The sequence below is a fragment of the Actinomadura sp. WMMA1423 genome (genome assembly GCF_006547145.1).
In the GTDB taxonomy this organism is placed as follows: Bacteria; Actinomycetota; Actinomycetes; order Streptosporangiales; family Streptosporangiaceae; genus Spirillospora.
In genome coordinates this window covers 4,215,994-4,238,003 of the sequence record NZ_CP041244.1, presented here as the reverse complement: position 1 = coordinate 4,238,003, position 22,010 = coordinate 4,215,994, and the positions used below count along the sequence as shown (strand labels likewise).

22 protein-coding genes are annotated in these 22,010 nt (G+C 73.3%); 15 read left to right on the top strand and 7 right to left on the bottom strand.

Translation table 11 applies throughout. The features are described from left to right. Positions 1 to 170 precede the first annotated feature (170 nt). From FKD65_RS19580 to FKD65_RS19555, 6 genes are all read left to right on the top strand, one after another. The gene (locus FKD65_RS19580) at positions 171 to 1,391 is read left to right on the top strand and encodes an ROK family transcriptional regulator (protein WP_168221110.1); all 1,221 of its coding nucleotides are present in this window, start codon (positions 171 to 173) and stop codon (positions 1,389 to 1,391) included. Then, on the top strand, positions 1,388 to 2,470 hold the full coding sequence (locus tag FKD65_RS19575; RefSeq protein WP_141578868.1) for a Gfo/Idh/MocA family protein: 1,083 nt from the start codon (positions 1,388 to 1,390) through the stop codon (positions 2,468 to 2,470). Before FKD65_RS19580 ends, FKD65_RS19575 begins: the two co-directional genes overlap by 4 nt. A 373-nt stretch (positions 2,471 to 2,843) precedes the next feature. Then, on the top strand, positions 2,844 to 3,695 hold the full coding sequence (locus FKD65_RS19570; RefSeq protein ID WP_141578867.1) for a carbohydrate ABC transporter permease: 852 nt from the start codon (positions 2,844 to 2,846) through the stop codon (positions 3,693 to 3,695). Positions 3,696 to 3,699: 4 nt separating this feature from the next. Beyond that, a complete protein-coding gene (locus FKD65_RS19565; RefSeq protein WP_141578866.1) occupies positions 3,700 to 4,530 on the top strand; it encodes a carbohydrate ABC transporter permease in 831 nt (276 codons plus the stop codon). Further along, a complete protein-coding gene (locus FKD65_RS19560) occupies positions 4,527 to 5,465 on the top strand; it encodes an alcohol dehydrogenase catalytic domain-containing protein (protein WP_141578865.1) in 939 nt (312 codons plus the stop codon). Before FKD65_RS19565 ends, FKD65_RS19560 begins: the two co-directional genes overlap by 4 nt. 97 nt (positions 5,466 to 5,562) lie before the next feature. Continuing rightward, a complete protein-coding gene (locus FKD65_RS19555) occupies positions 5,563 to 7,953 on the top strand; it encodes a trehalase-like domain-containing protein (RefSeq protein WP_141578864.1) in 2,391 nt (796 codons plus the stop codon). On the opposite strand, the gene FKD65_RS19550 is transcribed toward FKD65_RS19555, so the two are convergent. The 3 genes from FKD65_RS19550 to FKD65_RS19540 form a co-directional block, all read right to left on the bottom strand. Then, positions 7,939 to 8,397, bottom strand: coding sequence for an ATP-binding protein (locus FKD65_RS19550; protein WP_141578863.1), 459 nt, complete (start codon positions 8,395 to 8,397; stop codon positions 7,939 to 7,941). The genes FKD65_RS19555 and FKD65_RS19550 overlap by 15 nt on opposite strands. Positions 8,398 to 8,502: 105 nt before the next feature. Beyond that, positions 8,503 to 9,882, bottom strand: a complete 1,380-nt coding sequence (locus FKD65_RS19545; RefSeq protein ID WP_168221109.1) for a class I adenylate-forming enzyme family protein — start codon at positions 9,880 to 9,882, stop codon at positions 8,503 to 8,505. Further along, the gene (locus tag FKD65_RS19540; RefSeq protein ID WP_141578861.1) at positions 9,879 to 11,438 is read right to left on the bottom strand and encodes a class I adenylate-forming enzyme family protein; all 1,560 of its coding nucleotides are present in this window, start codon (positions 11,436 to 11,438) and stop codon (positions 9,879 to 9,881) included. Before FKD65_RS19540 ends, FKD65_RS19545 begins: the two co-directional genes overlap by 4 nt. Before the next feature lie 149 nt (positions 11,439 to 11,587). Here FKD65_RS19540 and FKD65_RS19535 point away from each other — a divergent pair, with 149 nt between their 5' ends. From FKD65_RS19535 to FKD65_RS19505, 7 genes are all read left to right on the top strand, one after another. Next, positions 11,588 to 12,637: a helix-turn-helix domain-containing protein gene (locus FKD65_RS19535; RefSeq protein ID WP_168221108.1), complete on the top strand. Its 1,050-nt coding sequence runs from the start codon at positions 11,588 to 11,590 to the stop codon at positions 12,635 to 12,637. Between the two features lie 159 nt (positions 12,638 to 12,796). Beyond that, the gene (locus FKD65_RS19530; RefSeq protein ID WP_240810245.1) at positions 12,797 to 13,279 is read left to right on the top strand and encodes an Asp23/Gls24 family envelope stress response protein; all 483 of its coding nucleotides are present in this window, start codon (positions 12,797 to 12,799) and stop codon (positions 13,277 to 13,279) included. A gap of 167 nt (positions 13,280 to 13,446) precedes the next feature. Beyond that, on the top strand, positions 13,447 to 13,797 hold the full coding sequence (locus tag FKD65_RS19525; RefSeq protein ID WP_240810244.1) for a hypothetical protein: 351 nt from the start codon (positions 13,447 to 13,449) through the stop codon (positions 13,795 to 13,797). A gap of 42 nt (positions 13,798 to 13,839) precedes the next feature. Next, positions 13,840 to 14,031: a hypothetical protein gene (locus FKD65_RS19520; RefSeq protein WP_240810243.1), complete on the top strand. Its 192-nt coding sequence runs from the start codon at positions 13,840 to 13,842 to the stop codon at positions 14,029 to 14,031. After that, on the top strand, positions 14,028 to 14,411 hold the full coding sequence (locus FKD65_RS19515; protein ID WP_240810242.1) for an Asp23/Gls24 family envelope stress response protein: 384 nt from the start codon (positions 14,028 to 14,030) through the stop codon (positions 14,409 to 14,411). Before FKD65_RS19520 ends, FKD65_RS19515 begins: the two co-directional genes overlap by 4 nt. Next, the gene (locus tag FKD65_RS19510) at positions 14,408 to 15,016 is read left to right on the top strand and encodes a DUF6286 domain-containing protein (protein WP_141578858.1); all 609 of its coding nucleotides are present in this window, start codon (positions 14,408 to 14,410) and stop codon (positions 15,014 to 15,016) included. The genes FKD65_RS19515 and FKD65_RS19510 overlap by 4 nt, the downstream gene beginning before the upstream one ends. Beyond that, positions 15,016 to 15,594, top strand: coding sequence for an alkaline shock response membrane anchor protein AmaP (locus FKD65_RS19505; RefSeq protein ID WP_141578857.1), 579 nt, complete (start codon positions 15,016 to 15,018; stop codon positions 15,592 to 15,594). The genes FKD65_RS19510 and FKD65_RS19505 overlap by 1 nt, the downstream gene beginning before the upstream one ends. Before the next feature lie 16 nt (positions 15,595 to 15,610). Here the strand turns inward: FKD65_RS19505 and FKD65_RS19500 are convergent, their stop codons facing one another. Next, positions 15,611 to 15,862, bottom strand: a complete 252-nt coding sequence (locus FKD65_RS19500) for a DUF4873 domain-containing protein (RefSeq protein ID WP_141578856.1) — start codon at positions 15,860 to 15,862, stop codon at positions 15,611 to 15,613. Positions 15,863 to 16,220: 358 nt separating this feature from the next. On the opposite strand from FKD65_RS19500, the gene FKD65_RS19495 reads away from it, so the two are divergent. Further along, complete coding sequence (locus FKD65_RS19495) at positions 16,221 to 16,754, top strand: hypothetical protein (protein ID WP_141578855.1); 534 nt, start codon at positions 16,221 to 16,223, stop codon at positions 16,752 to 16,754. Next, on the top strand, positions 16,751 to 18,814 hold the full coding sequence (locus tag FKD65_RS19490; RefSeq protein WP_141578854.1) for a hypothetical protein: 2,064 nt from the start codon (positions 16,751 to 16,753) through the stop codon (positions 18,812 to 18,814). The genes FKD65_RS19495 and FKD65_RS19490 overlap by 4 nt, the downstream gene beginning before the upstream one ends. 122 nt (positions 18,815 to 18,936) lie before the next feature. Here FKD65_RS19490 and FKD65_RS19485 read toward each other — a convergent pair whose 3' ends face one another. The 3 genes from FKD65_RS19485 to FKD65_RS19475 are packed head-to-tail and all read right to left on the bottom strand — an operon-like array spanning position 18,937 to position 21,955. Continuing rightward, the gene (locus tag FKD65_RS19485; protein WP_141578853.1) at positions 18,937 to 20,172 is read right to left on the bottom strand and encodes an aminopeptidase; all 1,236 of its coding nucleotides are present in this window, start codon (positions 20,170 to 20,172) and stop codon (positions 18,937 to 18,939) included. Next, positions 20,130 to 21,434, bottom strand: coding sequence for an MFS transporter (locus tag FKD65_RS19480; RefSeq protein WP_141578852.1), 1,305 nt, complete (start codon positions 21,432 to 21,434; stop codon positions 20,130 to 20,132). The genes FKD65_RS19485 and FKD65_RS19480 overlap by 43 nt, the downstream gene beginning before the upstream one ends. After that, positions 21,431 to 21,955 carry a transcriptional regulator gene (locus tag FKD65_RS19475; RefSeq protein WP_141578851.1) on the bottom strand — a complete coding sequence of 175 codons (525 nt, stop codon included), beginning with the start codon at positions 21,953 to 21,955 and terminating at the stop codon, positions 21,431 to 21,433. The genes FKD65_RS19480 and FKD65_RS19475 overlap by 4 nt, the downstream gene beginning before the upstream one ends. Between the last annotated feature and the right edge of the window lie 55 nt (positions 21,956 to 22,010).

The following is a 22,010-nucleotide window of genomic DNA, read 5'->3' as shown; positions in this document are numbered from 1 at the left end:
GATGCCCCCGCGGGTGTCGGCCGCTCCGCCCCTGGGCCGCTCTGCTCCCGGAGCGTCCTGCTCTCTCAGGCCGTCCCGTGCCACTTCGGATGTCAAGCGGCCGACTAAGGACTATTGACAACCCAACTTTGACCCATCAAACTCCAAAGTGCTCTCAGATTGGAGTGAAGATGTCTCAGACCAGGCGGGTGGGCGATCAGGCGCAGGGTGCCGCGGGCGCGGACGCGGCGACCTCGGAGATCGTGAATCTGGTGCGATCGAGGCCGGGGCTGTCCCGGACCGAGATCGCAGCCGACACGGCTTTGAGCAAGACGGTGGTCAACCACCGCGTCCAGGATCTGCTGGCGGCCGGAGTCCTCACCTCGACGGGGATGCTCCCCAGCTCGGGCGGGCGGCCGGCGAAGGGGCTGCGGCTGGCGGCGCAGAAGGGGTTCGTCCTCGCCGCGGAACTCGGCATGACGCACGTCCGGGCGGCGGCCGCCGACCTGCACGGGCGGCCCCTGCGCGTCGCCGAGGAGGCACTGGACATGGCCGGCAGCCCGGAGGTGGTGCTGAAGGCCCTCGCCGCGGTCATGGCCTCCTGCGCCCGGGACGCCGCGCCCGACGCCCGGCTTTGCGGTATCGGGCTGGGGGTCCCGGCGCCGGTCGAGTTCACCACCGGACGGACGGTCGCCCCTCCGGTCAACCCCGACTGGCACGAGTTCCCCATCAAGGACTGGCTGGAGCGCCGGTTCGGCGTGCCGGCCTGGGTCGACAACGAGGTGAACCTGATGGCGCTGGCCGAGTCGCGGATCGGTGCCGCCGGCGGCCACGACAACGCACTGGTCATCAAGATCGGCGCGTGGGTGGGCGCCGGGTTGATCTCGAACGGAATGCTGCACCGCGGCGCGCAGGGCTGCGCCGGGAGCCTGGTGAGCATGGCGGGCGGTGAGGAACTGCTGCACGAGGCGGCGATCGTGGCGGCCAAGCATCCGGGCGGGCCGCTGCACACCCTTTTCGCGGCCGGTCGGCCACGTGTGGAGGACATCGTCCGCCTCGCCGAGGAGGGCGACGAGCCCAGCAGCCTGCTGCTGCGCGAAGCGGCGGAGAACATCGGCCGCACCATCGCGGTCTGCGTGGACTTCTTCAACCCGTCGATCGTCGTCATCGCCGGCGGTCTCGGGGCGTCCGGGAACCAGTTCCTGGCACGGGTCCGCAAGGTCGTGTACGGCAACGCGCTGGCGCTGGCGACCCGTGATCTCGTGATCGCCCCCTCGCCGCTCGGCCCCGACTCGGGGATGCTCGGGGCCGCGCTGCTCGCCCTGGACCAGGCCTTCGCCGCCGAGCACTTCGCCGACACGCTGGAGCGGCTCGCCGTTGACGCGGCGGGCGGCCGGGGGGCTCGGCGATGAGCGTCCCGCAGCAGTTGCGGACGCTGATCGTCGGTGGGCGTGGGGTCGGGGCCGTGCACGCCCAGGCGCTGGGTCACGTACGGAACGCCTCGGTCGTGGCGGTGGCGGGTTCCTCCCAGCGGACGGCGCGGGAGACGGCGCGCCGGCTCGGCGTCCCCCGATGGGGCGACTACCGGGAGCTGGTCGCCGACCCCGAGACGGAGGTGGTGCACGTGTGCACTCCCAACGACGAGCATCTGCCGGTGGTCCGGGCGGCCGTTCTGGCGGGCAAGCACGTCGTCTGCGAGAAGCCCGTGGCCGCCACGGTGGCGCACGCGGCCGAGATGGTCAGGCTCACCACTCGCGGCATGGGGAAGGCGTTCCTGTGCTACAAGTACCGCTACCTGCCGCTGGTGCGGCGGCTACGCGAACTGGTCGCGGGCGGGATGCTGGGCCCGATCCACGCGGTCCGCGGGCACTACCTGCAGAGCTGGAAGCTCGATGCCGCACCGGGGGACTGGCGCTGCGATCCCGCGCGCGCGGGTTTCTCGCCGGTGCTGCTCGACATCGGCACGCATCTCATCGACCTCGTCGAGCACGTCCTGGGGGTCCCGGCGACCAGGCCGACCGCCCGGATCCGCGACGCGGGGCCGGCCGGCCTGCCGCAGGCGAGCGTCCTGTTCAGCGCGGGGGAGGCGCTGGGAAGCATCGCCGTCTCCCAGGTCTCCCCGGCCAGCGACAACCACCTCTTCCTCCAGGTCGACGGCCGCGACGCCACCGCGACGTGGAAGTACGACCACCACGAATCCCTGCTGATGACCCGGCAGGACGGCCCCACCGCGCTCGACACCGGGTCCGCGGGAGGCCTTCGCCAGGTCGCCACCACCGGCTGGGAGAACTCCGAGGCGCCCCTGGCCAGCGCGATCGCGCTGTTCCAGGACATCTACGACCAGATCCAGGTTCCGGACCGGAGCGAACGGCCGCCACAACTGGTCGATGGTCTCCGTCACCTGCGCTTCTTCGCCGAAGCCCTCACCGAGGGCGGGTCCGGCGCCCGCGCGGGGCGCACCCACGAGCCGGCCGCGGCGGAAGGCGCCTGAGGTCCTCGGACACCGCGCCGGCCGGCACATCGAACAGCACGTTCTTCTCCCTCGTACCTGGAGCGTTCCATGGTCCATCGCAGGCAACACCTCCGCGTCCCCTCCCCTCCGGGGAGTCCCGTCGAGACCGTCGAGACGGCACCCACCAAGAGACCCACCAAGAGACCCACCAAGAGACCCACCAAGAGAACGGTGCCCACCAAGAAGGTGTTCGCGGTGCTGCTGGCAGGCTCGCTCTGCCTCACGGCCTGCGTCGGCAACTCGGCGGAGGCGCCCAGCACCGGCCGGCTGACCCGTGGTCCCCAGCCGGGTTGCACCGGGGAGGCGCCACCGGGCCGGCAACCGGCCCGGCCGGTTGCCGCGCACCCGGCGTATGGCCGGTGGGTACGCGCTGCTGCTGCCGGCGGCGCTCCTGTACGGTGCCTTCCTGCTCGTGCCGATCTGCCAGACGATCTATTTGAGCTTCACCCGGTGGGACGGGCTGACCGGTTCACCGACCTGGACCGGGCTGGACAACTACCGGAGGCTCGTCGGCGACGACCGCTTCAGCGGTGCCCTGCTCAACAACTTCAAGTGGGTCGCCGGAAGCTGGCTCGCCCAGGGGTTCGGGCTCGCGCTGGCTGCGCTGCTGTCCGCGACATGGATCCGGGGCCGCGCTGCCTTCCGGACCATCTTCTTCGTACCGGCGACCATGTCGCTGGTGGTCGTCGGGATCGTCTGGGACTTCGTCTACAACCCCAACTGGGGGCTGCTCAACAACGCCCTGCGAACCGTGGAGGCCGGGCCGCTGGCGACGGGCTGGCTGTCCGACGAGTCGACCGCGATGCCCGCGATCATCGCCACGGCGAACTGGACCTACTTCGGCTTCGCCATGGTCATCTTCATGGCCGGCCTGCAGGACCTCGACCGGAGCCTCTTCGAGGCCGCGTCGATCGACGGCGCGGGTCCGATGGCGCAGTTCCGCCACATCACCATCCCGGGGCTGCGCTCACAGATCACGTTGCTGCTGATCGTCTCGTTCATCAACACGCTCCGCACGTTCGACCTGGTCTACGTCATGACCAGCGGTGGTCCCGGCGGGTCGACCGAGGTGGTGGCGTACTACATCTACTCCCTGGCCTTCATGACCCGGCAGGTCGGCTACGGCGCCGCGGCGGCGGTGATCCTCACCCTCCTCACCCTGATCATCACCATCGTCTTCCTGCGCCTGCGGGAAAGGGACTGACCCCATGACAGACCGTCCGTCGCTCATCACCAGATCCGCCGGATACACCGCGCTCTGCCTGACCGCGGTGGCCTCCCTGGCGCCCCTGGTGTGGGTCGGCGTAGCCTCGCTGCGCGACTCGACCCAGATCACCTCCCACCCGCTCGGGCTGCCTGACCGGCCCCGATGGGACAACTACGTCAAGGCCTGGACGCAGGCGCACTTCGCCGACTACCTGGGCAACAGCCTCCTCATAGCCGCCGGCGCCGTGCTGGTCGTGCTGATGTGCGCCGTGCCCGCCGCGTACGCGCTCAGCAGCCTGCGGCTGCCCCTGTCGAGGCCGCTCTTCGTGCTGTTCCTGCTCGGTCTGATGATCCCGATCTGGTCGATCATCATCCCGCTGTTCTTCCAGATGCGCTCCGCCGGCCTGGTCAACACCCGGACCGGTGCGATCCTGGTCGAGGCGTGCCTGGGGCTGCCGTTCGCCATCTTCATGCTGCGGGCCTTCATGCAGACCATCCCGCAGGGGATCATCGACGCGGCCCGCATCGACGGTGCCGGCGACCTGCGCATCATCTGGTCCGTCGTGCTTCCGCTCGCCCGCCCGACCCTGCAGGCCCTGACCGTCTTCGAGTTCATGTGGTCCTGGAACGAGATGGTCGTGCCGCTGTTCTTCCTCCAGGACGAATCGGTACGCACGCTGCCCATCGGGCTCACCTTCTTCCAGGGACGCTTCACCAGCGACACCGGTGTCATCGCCGCCGGCACCACGCTGGCGATAGTCCCCGTCCTCGCGGTCTACCTGCTGCTCAACAGGCAGTTCATCCGGGGCCTCACCGCTGGAGCCACCAAATGACCACCCTCACGGGACGCATCGCCGAGATCACCGCTCCCCGGACCTTCACCGTCCGGGAGCACCGCTTCGCACCTCCCCGGGCGGGACAGGTACTGGTCAAGGTCGACCGGGTCGGGATCTGCGCCAGCGACCTCGGCGACTGGCGCACCGGACCCGTCGACGGCGACCCCCCACTACGCCTCGGCCATGAACCGGTCGGCACGGTGCATGCCATCGGTGAAGGGGTCAGCGGCCTGCGCGTGGGCCAGGTCGTCACCGGCCGGCTCGTCCCGTCGTTCGCCGACTATGTGACGGCCGCGCCGGCCGACATCGTCGTCGTACCCGACGAAGTCGATCCCGCACACGCCCTCGGGGAGCCCCTGGGATGCGTCGTCGAGGGCTACCGCCGCGCCCGGCCCGCGGTCGGCGCGCGAACGGCGGTGATCGGGCTCGGCTTCATGGGGCTGGTCATGGCCCAGCTCCTGGCCCGCAGCCCCACCTCCCGGATCCTGGGGATCGACCCGCGTGAGGACGCGAGGAACGCCGCGGTCGCCACCGGGATCACCGAGGTCCTGCATCCGGCCGACCCCGGGCTTCTCCCGTCCTCGGCCGACCTCGTCGTGGAGGCCAGCGGCACCCAGGCGGGCATGGAGCTGGCCACCGCCATGGCCGCCGAACACGGCGTCCTGTCGATCCTCGGCTTTCACCAGGCCCCCAGCCGTGCCATCGACCTGCGCACCTGGAACTGGAAGGCGCTCGATGTCGTCAACGCCCACGTCCGGGACTCCGCCCGTCTCGCCGAGGCCACCCGGGCCGCGCTGCGTCTGATGGCCGCCGGACGGCTGAGCGTCGCGCCGCTGCTCACGCACCACTTCCCGCTCGACCGCATCGACGAGGCCTACCGGGCCCTCGACTCCAAACCGCACGGTTTCGTGAAGGCCGTCGTGACTCTCTGAGCACCCCGTTCCCCGCACCCGTTCCCCGCGCTCATTCCCCCCGCGCACCTTTTCCCGGTGCGCCCGTTCGCATGACACCATCTGGAGGCAGCGCCGCATGAGCGCGACCCTGGACCCGAGGGGTCCTCACCACCCGCACCCGCGCCAGCCGAGCGCGGCCGAGGACGGCCCGCGCGACCCCGAACTGGCGGCCGCCGTGCATCGCATCGCGCGCGTGCCGCGACTGCTGGTGGCCTGTGCCTACGACGGCGTCCTCGGCCCGCCCGGCACCGACCGGGGCCAGGCCGTCGCGGCCCCCGAGGCCGTCGCGGTGCTGCGGATGCTCGCGGCGCTGCCGGACACCTCGGTCGCCGTGATGTCCGGCCGGCCGCTGGGCGAACTGGCCACGCTGTCGAGGCTGCCCGCCGAGGTGCATCTCATCGCGGGCCACGGGGTCGAGCACACCCTGGGACCCGCGCTGATCAGCACCGATACCGGCAGCGCCGTGGACGCCCTGCGCACCCGGACCTCGGCCGGGGCGGTGCTGTTCATCGGCGACGGCCAGGCCGACGCGGAGGTGTTCGCGCGGCTGAACGGTCCGGACCTGGGCATCGACACCACCCTCCCCACGGGCGAGCCCGACGCCACGGCGGTCCTCGCGCTGGGGCTCTTGGAGCGGACCCGCCGCCGGTGGCTGTACGGAGAGCCGGCCGTCCCCATCGAACGCCACTCCCTGCTGTCCGACCAGCGCACGGTCGCCCTCCTCACCCCCGACGCCACCGTCACCTGGCTGTGCCATCCCCGGCCCGACTCGCCCTCGCTGTTCGGGCACCTGATCGGCGGTGCCGCCGCCGGGCGCCTCACCACGGGCCCCTACCGCGGCGGCCTGCCTCTGGGGCAGCGCTACCGGGCCGGGACGATGACGCTGGAGACCCGGTGGCCCGGACTGACCGTCACCGACTGGCTGGAATCCGGCACCCCGACCGGCCCGGCCGGCCCGGCCGGCCACCCGGAGGCCGCTGCCCCCGGCGGCACCACCACCCTTGTCCGGGTGCTGTCCGGCACGGGCACGGCCCAGCTGGAGTTCGCGCCGCGTCCGGAGTTCGGCCAGATCGACGTCCGGCTCGCGACCCGTCCCGACGGGCTGCTGGTGGCCGGTGCCGGCGAGCGGGCGGCGCTCTACTCACCGCAGGTGGACTGGACCGTCCGGCCCGACGAGGACGGCCACGACACCGCGCGCGCGATCGTCGACCTCGCGGCGTGCGGAGGCGCCGTCACCATCGAGCTGCGCCTGGGCACACATGATCTCCACCATCCCCCGATCGACATCGTGAGCCGCCAGGCGCTGGCCGAACGGCCGTGGCGGGACTGGGCCGACGGGCTGCGCCTGCCGGCCTTCGCGCGCGCCGACGTGCTGCGCAGCGCCCTGACCCTGCGCGCTCTGTGCCACGCGCCGACCGGAGCCATCCTGGCCGCCGCCACAAGCTCCCTTCCCGAGGAGATCGGAGGGGTCCGGAACTGGGACTACCGGTACTGCTGGCTGCGCGACGCCGCGATGACGGCCCGCACCCTGGTCGACCTCGGAAGCCTCCACGAGGCTCAGGACCTGCTGCGCTGGATCGCCGACCTGATCGCGGGCACCGGCGGCCACCCCGAACGCCTGCACCCGCTCTACACCCTGGACGGCCGGCACCTGGGCCCCGAGGCCGTCATCGACACCCTGCCCGGCTACGCCGGCTCCCGGCCCGTCCGCGTCGGGAACCTCGCCGACCACCAGCTGCAACTCGACATCTTCGGCCCCGTGACCGATCTGATCGCCGCGGTGGCCGACGCCCGCGGCGGCATCGGCGACGAGGAGTTCGCCATCGTCGAGGCGGCGGTCCAGGCCGTCCACCGGCGCTGGCACGAGCCCGACCACGGACTGTGGGAGGCCCGGCTGCCCCCGCGCCACCACGTCTACTCCAAGGTGATGTGCTGGCTGGCGGTGGACCGCGCACTCCACATCGCGACGCGGCATCGCGGACGTGACCGGCCCGAGTGGCGACGGCTGCGCGACCAGATCGCCTTCGACGTCACCGAACACGGCTGGAATCCAGACGCGAACGCCTACACCGTCGCCTACGGTCACCCCGACCTGGACGCCTCCTCACTGTGGGTAGGGCTGTCCGGTCTGCTCGACGTCGACGACCCGCGATTCCTGGCGACCGTCGAAAGGGTCGAATCCGAGCTGCGCAGCGGCCCGGTCGTCTACCGCTACCTCTGGGACGACGGGCTGCCGGGCCGAGAGGGCGGCTTCCACCTGTGCACCGCCTGGCTGATCGAGGCCTACCTGCGGACGGGCCGCCGGGACGACGCCGAGGAGCTCTTCACCCAGATGCTCAACACGGCCGGCCCCACCGGCCTTCTCCCCGAGCAATACGATCCCCTGACCGAAAAGGGCCTCGGCAACCACCCTCAGGCCTACACCCACCTCGGTGTCATCCGCTGCGCGCTCCTACTCGACACCTGAAGCCCGGGTTCCGGTTCGCGGGTCGGGTGCCTGCGGCCGGTACACCGGATCGGTCATCAAGGAGCATTCGAACCAGACCGTCGTGCCGGGCGGCAGCGAGGTGACGCCCCAGCGCGTGGAGAGGGCGTCGACGATCAGCATTCCGCGTCCGCCGTCGCCGTGGGGTTCGGTCCTGACGTGGGGTGTGGAGCCCGCGGCGCCGTCGTCGGTCACCTCGCCGCGGATCACGTCGCCGTCCGCGACGAGGACGACGGTGACCTGACCGCCGCCGCCGCTGGCCGAATGGCGGACGGCGTTGGTGACCAGTTCGCTGACGCACAGCTCGACCGTCTCGGCGACCGGTCCCGGGCCGAGCACCTCGCGCGCGAAACGGCGGGCGTGGGCCACGGAGCGGTCGGCGCCGGGAAAGGCGGCCATGCCGATCAGCGTCGTCTCACGGGTCATCGGGGCACCTCCTGGGCGGCCGGAGGGCGAGCCCCGGGCGGGTCTCCCGGCGGGGCCCGGCCTCTCGTACGTGATGGGCGGTTCGCGACTCGAACGGCATTGCGATCACTCCTCGGGAAGGGAGCCGGCGACCTGGTAGCGGCGCGGCACCTTGTACCGCGCGAACCGCGACCGCAGTTCGGCGTCCACCCGGGCGACCAGCGGCCGCGGGGAGGCGTCGCCGCGGGCGACGAGATGGGCGACGACGGCCTCGCCGTGCCGCTCGTCGGGTTCGCCGCGCACGAGGACGTCGGCGACGCCGGGGACGCCGCGGATCGCGTCCTCGATCTCCTGGGGGTAGACGTGGTAGCCGGTGTTGATCATCCGGTCGAGCCGCCCGCGCAGATGGAGGTAGCCGTCCTCCAGGCGGCCGAGGTCGCCCAGCGAGCACCAGCCGTCGGCGTCGGCGTACTCGGCGACCACCATCGGCGACCGGACGCGGATCTCCCCGGACGGTCCGAGGCGCAGCTCGCCGGCCGCGGCGACCGGTCGGCCGCAGCTGCCCGCCCGGGACGTGTCGCCCTCGGCCGCCGCCCGGTGATCGGCCTGGTCGAGGACGGTGAGGGGCCAGCCGCCCTCCAGCCGGCCGTAGATCTGGACGAGGACGTCCCCGAGCGTGCGCACGGCGTCCCGCAGGTCCGCCGGTGACAGGGGCGCCCCGCCGTAGAGCAGGCGGCGCAGCGGGCCCGGCCCGCCCGGACGGCTCCGCGCGGCGGCGGCGAGCCGGGTGACCATCCCGGTGACCATCATCGTCGAGGTGACCGTCCCGGACCGGAGCAGGTCGAGGACGGCATCGGCGTCGAACCTGCGCACGATCACCTGCGGCAGCCCCATGCGCAGGAACGGGAAGGTCCCGACGAGTCCCGTGCCGTGCATCACGTGCTGGACGGTGAGGAACGACTCGTCCGGCCCGAAGCCCGGACCGTAGCCGCCGTCGCGGTAGAGGGAGGTGTTGGCGGCCATCGTGGCCTCCCAGTTGCCGTACGAGATCGGCACGGCCATCAGCTCGCCGGAGCGGACGGCGCGAGGGTAGAGCAGCAGGGTGCGGTCCGAGGGGACCTCCGGTTCGGGCGGCACGGGAGGGCCGGTCAGCGGCTCGTCGTCATCGTGCAGCAGCGCATCGCCCCCGGCGTGCTCGCGGTCCACGAGGACGGCGTCGGTCCCGGCGGCCTTCCAGATCGAGGCGGCCTCGGAGGGCGTGGCGCCCGGATCGACCGGGACCCTGGTCGCGCCGAGCCATTCGACCGCGAGCGACGCCTCGACGGCCGCGATCGAGTTGCCGTGCCACAGCCCGATCCGCCCGCCCGCCAGGCCGCGCTCCGCCAGGGCCCCGGCGAGCCGGTCGACCCGGCCGGCGAGTTCGCCTCCGGTGCGCTCGCGGCCCGCGTCGTCGCTGATCAGCACGCGGGATCCGGCGGCCAGGAGGGCGGCCCGGGCGGCGTTCACGCTTCCGCCGCCAGGCGCTCGCGCAGGACGGCGCGCTGCACCTTCGCCCCGCCGAGCACGCAGGGCAGCTCGTCCACCACGATGATCTCGGGCCGCTCGTGCGGGAACAGCCCCGGCGCGGCCGTGCGGTCGATGTCCTCCCGCAGGGCGTGCGTGTCGGTGAACCCGTCCTTGAGCACGACCGCGGCCACGACCCGGTCGTCCCCGAGCCCGACGACACCGCAGTTGGCCACCGCCGCGTGCTTCAGCACGGCCGCCTCCACGGCGTGCGGGTACACGCTCCCGGACGCCGTCGGGATCGAGTCGGCGGCGCGGTCGACGTAGTAGAGGAACCCGTCCTCGTCGAGATGGCCGATGTCGGCGGGCCTGAACCAGTCGCCGAGCAGGAAGGCCTCGGCGGTGCGATCGGGCATGCCCCAGTAATGGCCGATCGACATCGCGCTGCGGACGACGATCTCGCCCAGGCGGCCCGTCGGGACCCGCCGACCGGCGTCGTCGACGATGGCCACCTCGAAGAACGGGGAGGCGGGCCGTCCCACGCTGGCGATCCGCCGCGGGTCCTCGGCGACCTCCGAGGCGAGCAGCCGGGTGGTGACCGCGCCCTGTTCGGTCGAGCCGAAGCCGTGGCACCACACCGGCCCGAGCAGCGCGGTCGTGCGCTCCAGGACCTCGGGGGTCGCGAAGAACACCACCAGCCTGCGCAGGCAGTGCTCGACGCCGCCGCGCCGCTCGACCAGGTCGAGGATCGGGTCGAGCATCGGCGCCGGCAGCAGGAGGCCGGTCACGCCCTCGGAGACGATGACGTCCAGGACGTGGGCGGGGTCGAAGGCCGAGTCGTCCACCAGCACCGTCCGGGCGCCGCGGACGAGGTACGGATACAGCAGCTGGAAGCCCGTCGCCCACTGCAACGCGTGGGCGTGCAGCACGACGTCGGAGGGGCCGACCGGTTCGAGTCCGGGTGCGAACGTGTCGACATGGTGGAGGTTCTGGTCGACGACCGCCGCCCACGAACGGTGGCTGACCGTCCAGGGTTTCGGAGAGCCGGTGGTGCCGGACGTGGGCTGGATGAACGCCAGGGAGTCCTCGTCCACGTCCAGGGGCTCGGCCACCGGGGACCCTGCCGCCAGCACGTCCGCCCACGGCACCGCCCAGGAAGGCGGGTCCTCGCCGACCGCGATCAGCAGGACGTCACCGAGCCGGTCCCGGTGCGCCTCGACGGCCCCGGCGAAGCGGACATCGAAGATCAGGCCGCGGGCGTCCACCTGCTCCAGCAGCTCGGCGTGCGTCCCCATGTCGAAGTGGCTGTGCATGACCACCCGGACGATGCCGGCCCGTTCACATCCGAGCCAGGCGTGCACGACCTCGGCCCGGTTGTGGGAGAGGACGCCGACCCGCTCGCCCTCGCCCAGCCCGAGGGCGGCCAGGCCGGTGGCGACCCGGTTCGCCGACGCGTCGAGCTCCGCGAAGGTCTGGGACCCCTCGGCCGTGGTGAGCGCCGTCTTCCCGGCGAACCGCGCCGCCGCGTCCACCGGCAGCATCCCCGCCCTGATCAGCATCTTTCCTCCTCGTGAGGCCAGGCGATGCCAACGACGCTAGGAGGCGGGGCCGGACCGCGGGCGGCCGCTGCACTGAGCGACAAGCGATCTGGCACGCACGGACAAGTTCCGCCTTGCCTCCCCGGATCCACCGTCCTAGCGTGGGTCGCGTGGGACAGGTGCTCTCCACCGAACAGGTCCCGCCGCAGGACCGGACCGCGTACTGGCGCGAGGTCATCTGCTCGACCTTCATCCAGCTGGACGTGGCCCAGGCCGGCGGCGCGAGGTTCCGTGGCATGGTGCGGAACCACCAGGTCGGTCCGATCCGGGCGACCCGCATCCTGACCGATCCGATGACCGCCGAGCGTTCACGCCGCCATCTGCGGTCGGCGGAGGAGGACGTCTGCCTGCTCGCGCTGCAGCTGCGCGGCCGGACCGTCGGGCACCAGGACGGCAGGAGGGCCGTTCTGGAACCGGGCGACCTGGCGCTGTTCGACAGCACCCGCCCCTACCTGGTCGATTTCCAGGGCTCGCAGTTCGACCACCTGGTGCTGCAGTTCCCCCGAGCGGCGCTCCGCGAGCGCGGCATCGAGGCGGGCGCCGCCACGGCCCACCGGATCGCGGTGGACTCCACGATCGGCCGTCTGGTCTCGCCCTTCCTCATCAACGCCACCCGGGTCGCGGACACGGCCGGCCCGGAGACCGGGCGGCGGCTCGCCGAGATGGCGCTGGACCTCGTCGCGACCGCGCTCGCCCCGCTCACCGGCGTCGATCGTCCGCCCGCCTCACCGGGTGAGGAGCTGCTGCGCCGGGTGCGGCTCTACATGCAGCTTCACCTGTCCGACCCGTGCCTGTCCCCGCCCAAGGTCGCCGCGGCCCACAACATCTCGCTGCGCCAGCTCCACCGGCTGTTCGCCCGCGAGGGGACCACGTTCGGCCGCTGGCTGCGCGAGGAGCGGCTGCGCCGCTGTTTCGACGACCTCGGCTCCCCGCTGCTGGCCGGGCTGTCCATCGCGGAGATCGGCGCCCGGTGGGGACTGCCGGACGCGCCCGGCCTCAGCCGCGCCTTCCGGGCCCGCTACGGCATGAGCCCCCGCGAGCACCGCAGGGCCGCCACCTCGGCGTACGGCACGGCCGAGTCCCTGCGCCGGTTCGCGGCCGACGGCGGGCCCTTCGACGGTCCCGTCAGGGGTCGGGTGCCGTCTCCATGGGCCGGATGAGGCTCCGGCGCGCGCGGTACCGGAAGTAGAGCGACGCGGGAAGATCGTTAGTTGACGGCATATACCGACTTTGACCCGCTCTTTGATTGTTCTCCTGTTTTCGAGTGAGGCTTCGTGAGCATCAATCGCAGGTCAGCCGACGCGTGCATGGGGGGCATCGTGAGCCAGGACGACAGGCGAGGCGCCGAGCAGGGTGCGGTCGGGACGAGGCGCAAGCGGGGGGCCGACGGAGGGTCGAGCGAGCTCATCACGTCCGGCGGCAACACCAGGATCGCCGACGACGTGGTGGCGAAGATCGCCACGATGGCCGCCCGGCAGGTCGGCGGCGTGTACGAGATGGGCGCCGGCCTGTCCCGGACGATGGGGGCGGTCCGGGACCGCCTGCCGGGCGTGGCGCCCGACGGTGCACAGGGCGTGGCGGTCCAGGTCGGGGAACGCCAGGCGGCGGTCGACATCGATCTCGTCGTGGAGTACGGGCTGTCCATCCCGGATCTGGCCACCGCCGTGCGTACCAACGTCGTCAACGAGATCGAGCACATGTGCGGGCTGGAGGTCGTCGAGGTGAACATCACCGTGGACGACGTCCACATGCCCGAGGAGGAGTCGCCGGAGCCGCGGGCCGAGGAGTCCCGAGTTCGATGATCTCCTGGACCGAAGCGGTGGGAGCGGCCCCCCAGCCCCAGCCCCGGCCCCGCCGGGCCGGCCGGCCGGATCCGCCCCGTGGCAAGGGGCGGGGCGCGGCGGAGTCCGTTGCCGGAGCCGCGCGGCCGCGGGCTCTGCCGAGGGAGGGGCCGTCGGATGGTCCCGGCGTGGCCGCCGGACCGGGCGCGGCGCCCGACCGCCGGCGGGAGCCGCTCGCCGAACTGGCGGAGCGGGTCGGCGCGACGGCCATGTCGTGCCCGGACGTCCTCGGACTGACGGCGGGTCCGCGCGGGTGGATCGCGACCTACCGCGCGGGGCCCCCTTACGCGGGGGTCGCGGTGCGCGACGCGATGATCGAGGTGGGGGTGGTCGTCCGGTACGGGCGGCCGTTCGCGGAGATCGCCGAGGACGTGCGACGTCGGGTGCGTCCCCTGACCGGCCGGCGGCCGGTGGACGTGCTGATCGGGGACGTGCTGACGGGGGACGTGCTGACGGGGGGCGGGGCCGATGCCGGCTGAGGGCCCCGCCGAGCCGAGAGGGCGGTCGGGATGGATGTGAGAGTGCCGTGGCCCGTGGTCGGCCTGGCCTTCGGGGTGGCACTGGGGTTCGCCGGAGCGTTCGGCGGCGCCGGCGCGTTCTTCCTCGTCCTGTTCCTGGGCGGGCTCGGCTTCGTGGTCGGCCGGGTGATCGAGGGCAGCCTGGACCTCGGGGAGATCTTCTCGACGGGCCGCACGGGGCGGCGGCCGCGATGACGGGCGCCCCGACGGCCGGCGCCCCGATGACCGGCACCCGGCGGGGCAGGACGACGATCCGGGACCGGACCGTCGCCCGCATCGTCGCGGAGGCGGTGCAGGACGTCGAGGCGTCCGGCGGGCTCGGCCGGACCATCGTCGGCGTGCCGGTCCCCGGGCGGGGTCCCGCCCGTACGGAGGTGCGCGTGCACGGTGACATCGTCACGGCCAGGGTGACGATGTCGGTGGCGTACCCGGTGCCGGTCCGCGCGGTCGCCCGCCAGGTGCGCGAGAGGGTGCGCGAGCGGGTGATGGAGTTGACCGGCCTCACCGTCCGGCAGGTGGACGTCGTGGTGGCCGAACTGGGGCATCCCTCCAGGGGTGAGAGGACCGTGCTGTGACCGCGCAGGCCGGGGCTCGCGCCGCCGTGGAGCCGGCCTCGCGGCCGGACGGCACGCGGAGGGGCGATCGGGCGGCAAGGCACACGTTCCGCTCGTACCGGGCGCTGCCGGCCCTCGCGGCCGCGCTGCTGATGGCGGCCGCCGGCGTGCTGACGGCGATCGAGGTCATCTCGACGTCCGTGGACCGCCCCGCGCACATCTTCCCTTACGGGTGGGTGCGGGACGCGAGCTGGGACGACTGGTACGTCCGCGCGATCTTCGCCGCTCTCGCACTCGTCGGCGTCTGGTTCGTGCTGGCCGCCGTACTGCCGGGAAAGTCCCGGATCGTCCCGCTGCGCGGGCGGGATCCGAGCCTGATGATGGGCGTGAGCAGGCGCGGGCTCAAGCGGGCCCTCGCCGCCGCGGCCGAAGGCGCCCCCGGGGTCTCGGGTGTCAGGAAGGTCCGGCTGGGCCGCAGGCGGGTACGGGTGGTCGCGGAGACGCCCATGCGCGAGACCGCCGGCCTGGACGCGGGGATCGCCGCCGCGGTGCGGGACCGGCTCGACGCCCTCCGTCCCGTGCCCGACCGCTCCGTCACGGTGCGGATGAAGCACCGGGAGGGATGATGGACCGCCGCAACGCGCACATCAACCGCACCGGCCTGCTCCTTCTCGGCGCGCTCCTCGCCGCCGCGGGCGGGCTCGGCCTCGCACGCGGCCTCGGCTCCTTCGGGAGCGCCCGGGCCTCGGGCCCCGTGCTCACGGCGGAGGCCCGCCGCTTCGCCGACGGCCACGGCTGGTTCTGGCCGGCCGTCGCCGCCGTGGCCGTCGTCGTGGCCCTGGCCGGACTGTCCTGGATGCTCGCGCAACTCCGTTCGAGCCGGTTGCGGGGCCTCTCACTGGAGCCGGACGCCAGGGACGGCGCGACGCGCGTGGAGGCCAAGGCCATCACCGACGCGCTGGAAACCGAGATCGGCGACTACCCGGGCGTGCGCAAGGCGAGGGCCCTGCTGATCCGCTCGTCGAAGAGGGCCGGGCTGCGGCTCGACATCGCCTACGGGCAGGAGGCGGACCCCGCCGAACTGCGGCGCCGCATCCAGGACGAGGCCCTCCCGCGGCTCTGTGCCGCACTCGAACGCGAGTCGATCCCCACCGTGGTCCGGCTGCGCCTGACACCGGGAGAGCGACCGGCGACCGTGATCTGACCCTGGATCGGGGCGCTCAGGCGAAGGGCGGCGGGCCGCTTCCGACCAGCGTGACGACGTCGGACCAGACCGCCGAACCGCCGAGCGCGACCTGCGCCTCGCGCCCGTCCGGCAGCCTCAGCGTCAGGTCGTGGGGATCGCCGGAGTCGAAGTCGCCGATGGTCGCGGTCCCGGACCACTCCCGCTGCTTGGAGCGGAGATCGACGTAGACCTCGATCTCGGCTCCGCCGCTGTCGATCAGGGTGGCGGGCCCCCGGTAGCGGCTCACGCCCGGCTCTTGTCGTGGGGACTGGCGTTGAGTGTGCTCATGAAGACGCACCATAACGCCCGCCTCCGACGTTCCCGCCCCGCACCGCTCCGCGAGTGCCGCAGCCGTCGGCCCCGCTTCTCCGGACCGTGCCGTAGGAGGCGCGTGAAGATCGCGCGCATGAGCGTAGGGAATGCGTCAAGACGAGCCCTTTTCCCTCGACCTCCTTCGTCGCGCATCGCCCCGACTCGGTGCTCGGAGCGAGGAGGCCGGATATGGCCGTGACATCAGACCTCCATATCCACATGCTGCTCGAATCTAGGGTGGATCCGAGCAGGCCTCCGGTGCATCAAAGCGGGGAGGTGAAACGGGGGTCGAGATGAGCATTTTTTCGCGCAGGAGCGGAAAAGTCGAGTTCACCGCCGAGCAGTTGTGCGCGGGCGGAGGCGCGGGTCCGGAATGGAAGGCCCAAGTCGAGTTGGGCCGCGCGATCGTGACCGAGGTCCGCGAGGCGGAGGTCCCCGACTTCGACGCGATCGTCGCCGAGTACCGGTGCGATCCGGTCCGCGCCTTCGGGGCCGGACGGCTCAGGGCCCCGGTCGGCATGGGCGTCGATGTCGGGCTGGTCACCCCGTACGTGCTGGCGATCGTCTCCCTGCTCATGAACGCGACGGCGGGCAGCGCCGCCACCAAGGTGATCGAAGCCGCTCTCGCCAGGGCGCGGGCGGCCCGTCGCGTTCGCGGGGGCGCTCCCGAAGGGACGGTGATCGAACTGGACGGCGCGGAGAGGCGGGTGCTGGCGGAACTCATCACCGACCAGGGGGTCGCCCTCGGTCTGGACCCCGACCAGGCACGGATGCTCGCCACGTCGGTCCTCCACGCGCTGCTCACCGACCGGGGGGACGAAGCTTGAGCGATGCCGCCCGCGGCACGCCGCTGCCCGGGCGACCGGGCCGCGAGTTCCTGTCACTGCCCTCTCCCGGCCGCGCCCGGTACCTGACGCTCATCTGCGTCCTGGTCCTCGCGGGCTCCTACGCCGGCCGGCTGATCGCGAACCAGATGACGATCGCGGCCACGGTGACCTGCATGAAGGCGGTGGCGGCCTCCGGCGAGCGGGGGCCGGCACTGCGGGAGGGCCTGCTCGCCTGCCGGGGGCATGCCGAACTGGTCGGCGAAGTGGCCGGCGGCCTGGCCGTCCTGCCTCCGGGGGTGCTGCTGATGTGGTTGCTGCCCTGGCGGCTGGCGCGCAGGGCCGGCCCGCTCACCGACGCGCCGCAAGAGTGGCAGGACAGGGCGGCCGAACTCGCCGGCGGCGGGATCCGGCGCCGGATCGTCGTGAGGTTCGGACGGCTCAGCCTCCGCGAGCCGTTCACCGTGGCGGGCCCGCGGCGCTTCCAGATCATCCTTCCCCGCGGGGTGCGGGCCCTCCCGCCGCCGCAGGCGGCCGCCGTCCTCCGGCACGAGATCGCGCATGCGGCGGCCGGCGACGTGAGCCTCGTCTGGCTCACCCGCGGCGTGTGGTGGACGCTGCCGGCCGCGCTCCTCGCGCCGGTTCTGGGCGAGTTATGGCGGACGCGGGCGATACCGGGCTCGCCCGTCGACGTGCTGACCAGGCCGTTCTGGTCGGAGTACGGGCTGCGCGCGGCGGGCCTGCTCCTGCTGACGGCGCTGATGGCCGCCGCGGTGCTGCGCTCGCGCGAGCACGAGGCGGACCTCCGTTCCGCCGCGGCGGACGCGGACGCCCTCGCCTTCCTCCTCCGAAGCGGTGCAGGGCGCCCGCCGCGTCGGCGGCGGCGCGCCTTCGCGCGCCATCCCGGTGCCGTCCGGCGCCTGGACGCGCTCACCGATCCGTCCGGGATCCTCGGGACCACGACGCTGGAGACGGTCGCCGTCGGGGCGGCCGTGGCGATGGCCCTGGTGGCGGTCGCGATGATCGTCCTGTCCGCTCCCGGCGGGCCGTCGTGGGACCTTCCGGCCCTGCTCGCGGGCCTGCTCGGGGGTGTCCTGCTCGCGTTCGGGTGGGCCGGAGCGGTCTGGCGCACGGTCATCACCACGCCGGGAACGGGTGTGCGCGGCCCCCAGCTCGGGCTCGCCGCCGGGACGGCGCTGGGCATGGCCGTCGGCATCTGGAACACCGGTCTGGGGGTCTCGCCGGTGTTCGGGTGGCCGAGTCTGCTGCTGGTGCCGCTCCTGGTCGCCAACGCGGGGGCGTGCAGCACGGCCCTGGCCAGGCTCTGGGCGCGCCGTGACCCCGCGGCCGATCGGCGTTTCGCCTGGTTCCCGGTCCACCTGGCCAACGTCGTGGTCTTCGTCGGCGCGCTGTGGATCGCGTTCGGCATCTCGATGATCGCCGACCAGGATCTCGACTTCGCCCTGGAGGCGGGCGGCCAGGCCGGGCCGTGGGCGACACCCGCGGCCATCGCGCTGGCCGCGGTCTCGCTGGCCGCCTGGCTGTGGGGCCGGGCGCGCCGGCCGGGGGAGGGCAGGGCGGACGCGTCCCTGCTGGCGGGACTCGCCCTGGCGGCGGGTGGGAGCGTGGCGGTCCTGCGCTGGGCGACCGCGCGCCCCTCCGAAGCATCGCGCCCGTTCTACGCCCTGGAGCTCGACATCTTCGCGGCCGTGGGCGCGGGCCTGTGCTGCCTGGTCGTCCTCCTGCTGGTCTACGGTCGCGACGGGCTCGGCCCGTCCCTTGCCGCGGCCCCGGCTGCCACCGCGATCACCGCGGCCGTTCTGTGGGCACGGGGCCTGCCCCACGCGAGCGATCCGGCGGCCGCGGTCGTGTACGCGGTGCGCCCGCCGGCGCAGCTGGCCTTCTGCCTGCTCGTCGCGCTCCTCCCGGCCGCGCTGCTGCCGTCCGGCGCGCAGCGGCGCCGCCCCGTGCCCGCGATGGTCCTGGCCGGGGCCGTCCTGCTGTCGATCGCCTGGGTCGCCGTCCTGTACCGGCTCGCTTCCCACCTCCCGCCCCCTGCGTGAGGACCGCGGCGAACGCGACCGGCGGCAGCGGCGGGAACCGGCCGGGAGGGTGGGGCGTTCCGGTCGGCGTCGCCGAGACCTCGCCCATCGCGCCCCCTCCGCACTCATTGAGGGGACGGTGGTCAGAGCCGCCACTCGTCGTCGCGGAGGATCACGACGCGGTGCCCGTCCCGGTCGATGCCCGTCACCGTGACCTCGGGGCCGCCGACCATGAAGTCGGTGTGCACGGCCGAGCGGTTCACGCCCATCGAGTCGAGGGCCTGAGGGGTGAGCCCGGCCGCACCGGGGACGGCTTGGGGGATCCCGCTGCCCCAGGCCAGATGGCAGGTGGCGTTCTCGTCGAGCAGGGTCTCCATGAACGTCAGGCCCGACCTGCCGATCGGGGAGGTGCCGTCGACCAGGGCCACCTCACCGAGGCGGGCGCCGCCGGGATCGGTGGACTGGTGCCCGCGCACGACCTCGGCGCCGTCACCGGCCGCCTCCACCCTGGTGACCCGCCCGCCGGCGAAGGTGAGGCGCAGGTCCCGGACCACCGTCCCGGCGAGCGCGAGCGGGCGCGTCGCGCTGACCGTCCCCTCGACGCGGCGGTGGTCCGGCGTGGTGAAGACCTCTTCGGAGGGCAGGTTCGGGACGAAGAACCGGCCGTCGGCGGCCGTGAAGCCGACGACGGTCCACACGGCCCCCGGGATGAGCCCGATCGTCAGGTCCGTCCCCGGCCCCTCGAAGTGCACGGCGTCCAGGTCCAGTCCCGTGAGGTGGTCGGCCCGCGCGCGCAGTTCGCCGAGGCGGGAGCGCCAGGCGGCGCTCGGATCGGGCTGGTCGAGCCTGGCGAAGTGCTTGATGTGGGACCACAGCCGTGCCGGGTCCTCCTCGCCGAAGACGTGCCGCGACCACGCGCGCGTCGGGTAGGCGACGGCGGACCAGCAGACCAGGTCGCCGCTCTGCAGCCGGTAGCGCGAGGCGAGTCCCGGCATGCGGTCCAGGCCGGCCCGCGCGGCGTCGGTGCCGGCCAGCAGGTCCGGTTCCGCCTCGCCCCGGATGTTGATCAGCACGCCGTGCCGCCTGGCGAGCTCGTCGTTGCGCTGGTCGTGCCACGGCGGGACCTCGTGCAGCGTGGACGCGGGCGCGTGGCGGACCCGGGACCGCTTGGCGTGCGGGTCGAAGTACCAGATGTCCACGTACCGGGCCCCTCGGGCGTAGGCCCCCTCGGCGAGCGCGCGGGCCAGCGGCGCGTGCTCGATCTCGGCGTTGACGGCGACGAGGTCGTTTTCGGCGACCGGGGCGCAGACGTCCAGGATGAGCCGGGCGTAGGCGGTCAGTTCGGCTTCCGGGACGTCCGGCGACGCGGGAATGGGCATGACGGCTCCCTGTGGTTAGGAGAGGACCTGTGGTTAGGAGAGGACCTGTGGTTAGGAGAGGACCTGGGTCTAGGGAAGGTGGGGGGAACCGGCGGTCGCGGGGTGCGCCGCCGGGGGAAGAGGAGAAGTAGCGGGGCGGCGGAGACGGCGGCGGCCGCGGCGAACCCCGCCCGCAGGCCGAGGTCCTGGTTCAGCAGCCCGAGCCCGATGGCGGCGGTCAGGAAGCCGACGTCGAAGAAGAGGGTGACCGTGGCGATGACGGATCCGCGCCGGTGCGGCGGGACGGCCTCGACCGCCATCGACAGGAACGCCGGAAGCCCGAGGGCCTGCCCGAAGGCGAGCAGCGCGGTCCCCACGGCCAGGCCGGGCCCTGTCGGGACGGCCACGAGCCCGGCCAGCCCCGCGGCCGTGAACGACAGCGAAGCGCCGGCGGTGACGCGCGGGGGCAGCGCGCCGAGCGGGCGGGCCCCCAGGATCCGGACCGCCGGCAGGACGGTCCCGTAGATCAGGTACTCGGTGCGCGCGTCCGCCCGCCCCATGCTGTGGGTGTAGAGCGGGATGAAGGTGTTGAACGCCGTGTATCCCCACACGCTCGCGCAGTAGGCGATGCCTGGCACGAGCCCCGCCGGATGGATCAGCAGGGCCCTCTTCCGCCCAGGGCCGGGCCCGCTCTCCGCACCGTCGGGCCCCGCCCCCGCGGCCGCTCCGGGCGGGGGCAGCCAGAAGCAGATCCCCATGGCCGCGGCGGAAGACGCGGCCGCCAGGAGCCACACCCCGCCGAACCCGAAGGCGGCCAGTGAGATCGTGCCCAACGGGGCACCGGCGAGGAGCCCCACGTACACGGCGATGGAGAAGCCGGTGATCCGGCCCGGAGCGCCGTCCGACGACCGGTCCGCGCCGGCGGAGACGCTGGCGGCGGCCAGGCCCACGTAGGCCAGGGCCTCGCCGGCGCCCGCCACGGCCCGGCACAGCAGTGCGGCCGGGAACGTCTGCGCGCCCGTCAGGGCCAGCGTGGACGCGCAGAGGACGGCGGCGCCCGCGACGGCCGTCACGCGGTGGCCGCGCCTGTCGGCGAGCCGTCCGACGAACGGACGCACAAGGATCGCGATCACGCTCGGGGCGGCGACGAGGGCGCCGACCGCGCCCGCCCCGTGGCCCATCGGCCCCGACACGTACCGGGGGAGCACCGGCACCAGCAGCCCTATGGACAGAAAGCACGCGACGGCTCCGGCCGGGACGGGCAGGGCCGCGGCGCGGGTCATCGGGCGTCGGGCAACTCGAACAGCAGCGCCGTCATGCTGACGTGCACGGCGCCCTCCGACCGGGGCGGCCGCGCGCCGCGGTGCACGAGGTCGACCGCCTCCGCCACCAGGGAGCAGACCTGGTCCCAGTCCTCGGGGTCGAGCCATACCTCGGCGTCCGCGCTCTGCCGCTGCCTGCTCATGGCCTCCAGCCGCCGGCGCAGGTCGGTGAACGTCGCCTCCTGCATGAGCCGCCGCCCGGACGACCGGTCCAACCGGTCGGCGCTGGAGGGGTCGTAGCGGTAGCGCTTGGGAGAGCGGCCCCGCCCGGGCCTCGCCGGCCGGTCCTCCTCGACCTGTTCGAGGAAGCCCGCCGCGGCCAGCTGCCGCAGGTGGTAGCTCGCGGAGCCGTGCGCCAGCCCGAGTTCCTCGGCCACCTCCGTCGCCGACATGGCCGTCCCCGTCAGCAGCGACACGATCCGGACGCGCAACGGGTTCGCCAGGGCGCGCAGCGGGACGAGCCGCTCCTTTTCCCAAGACATGTTGGGATAATAACCCGGTGCCGGAGCGCGCCGGCGCAAGGAGATCGTTGACGGG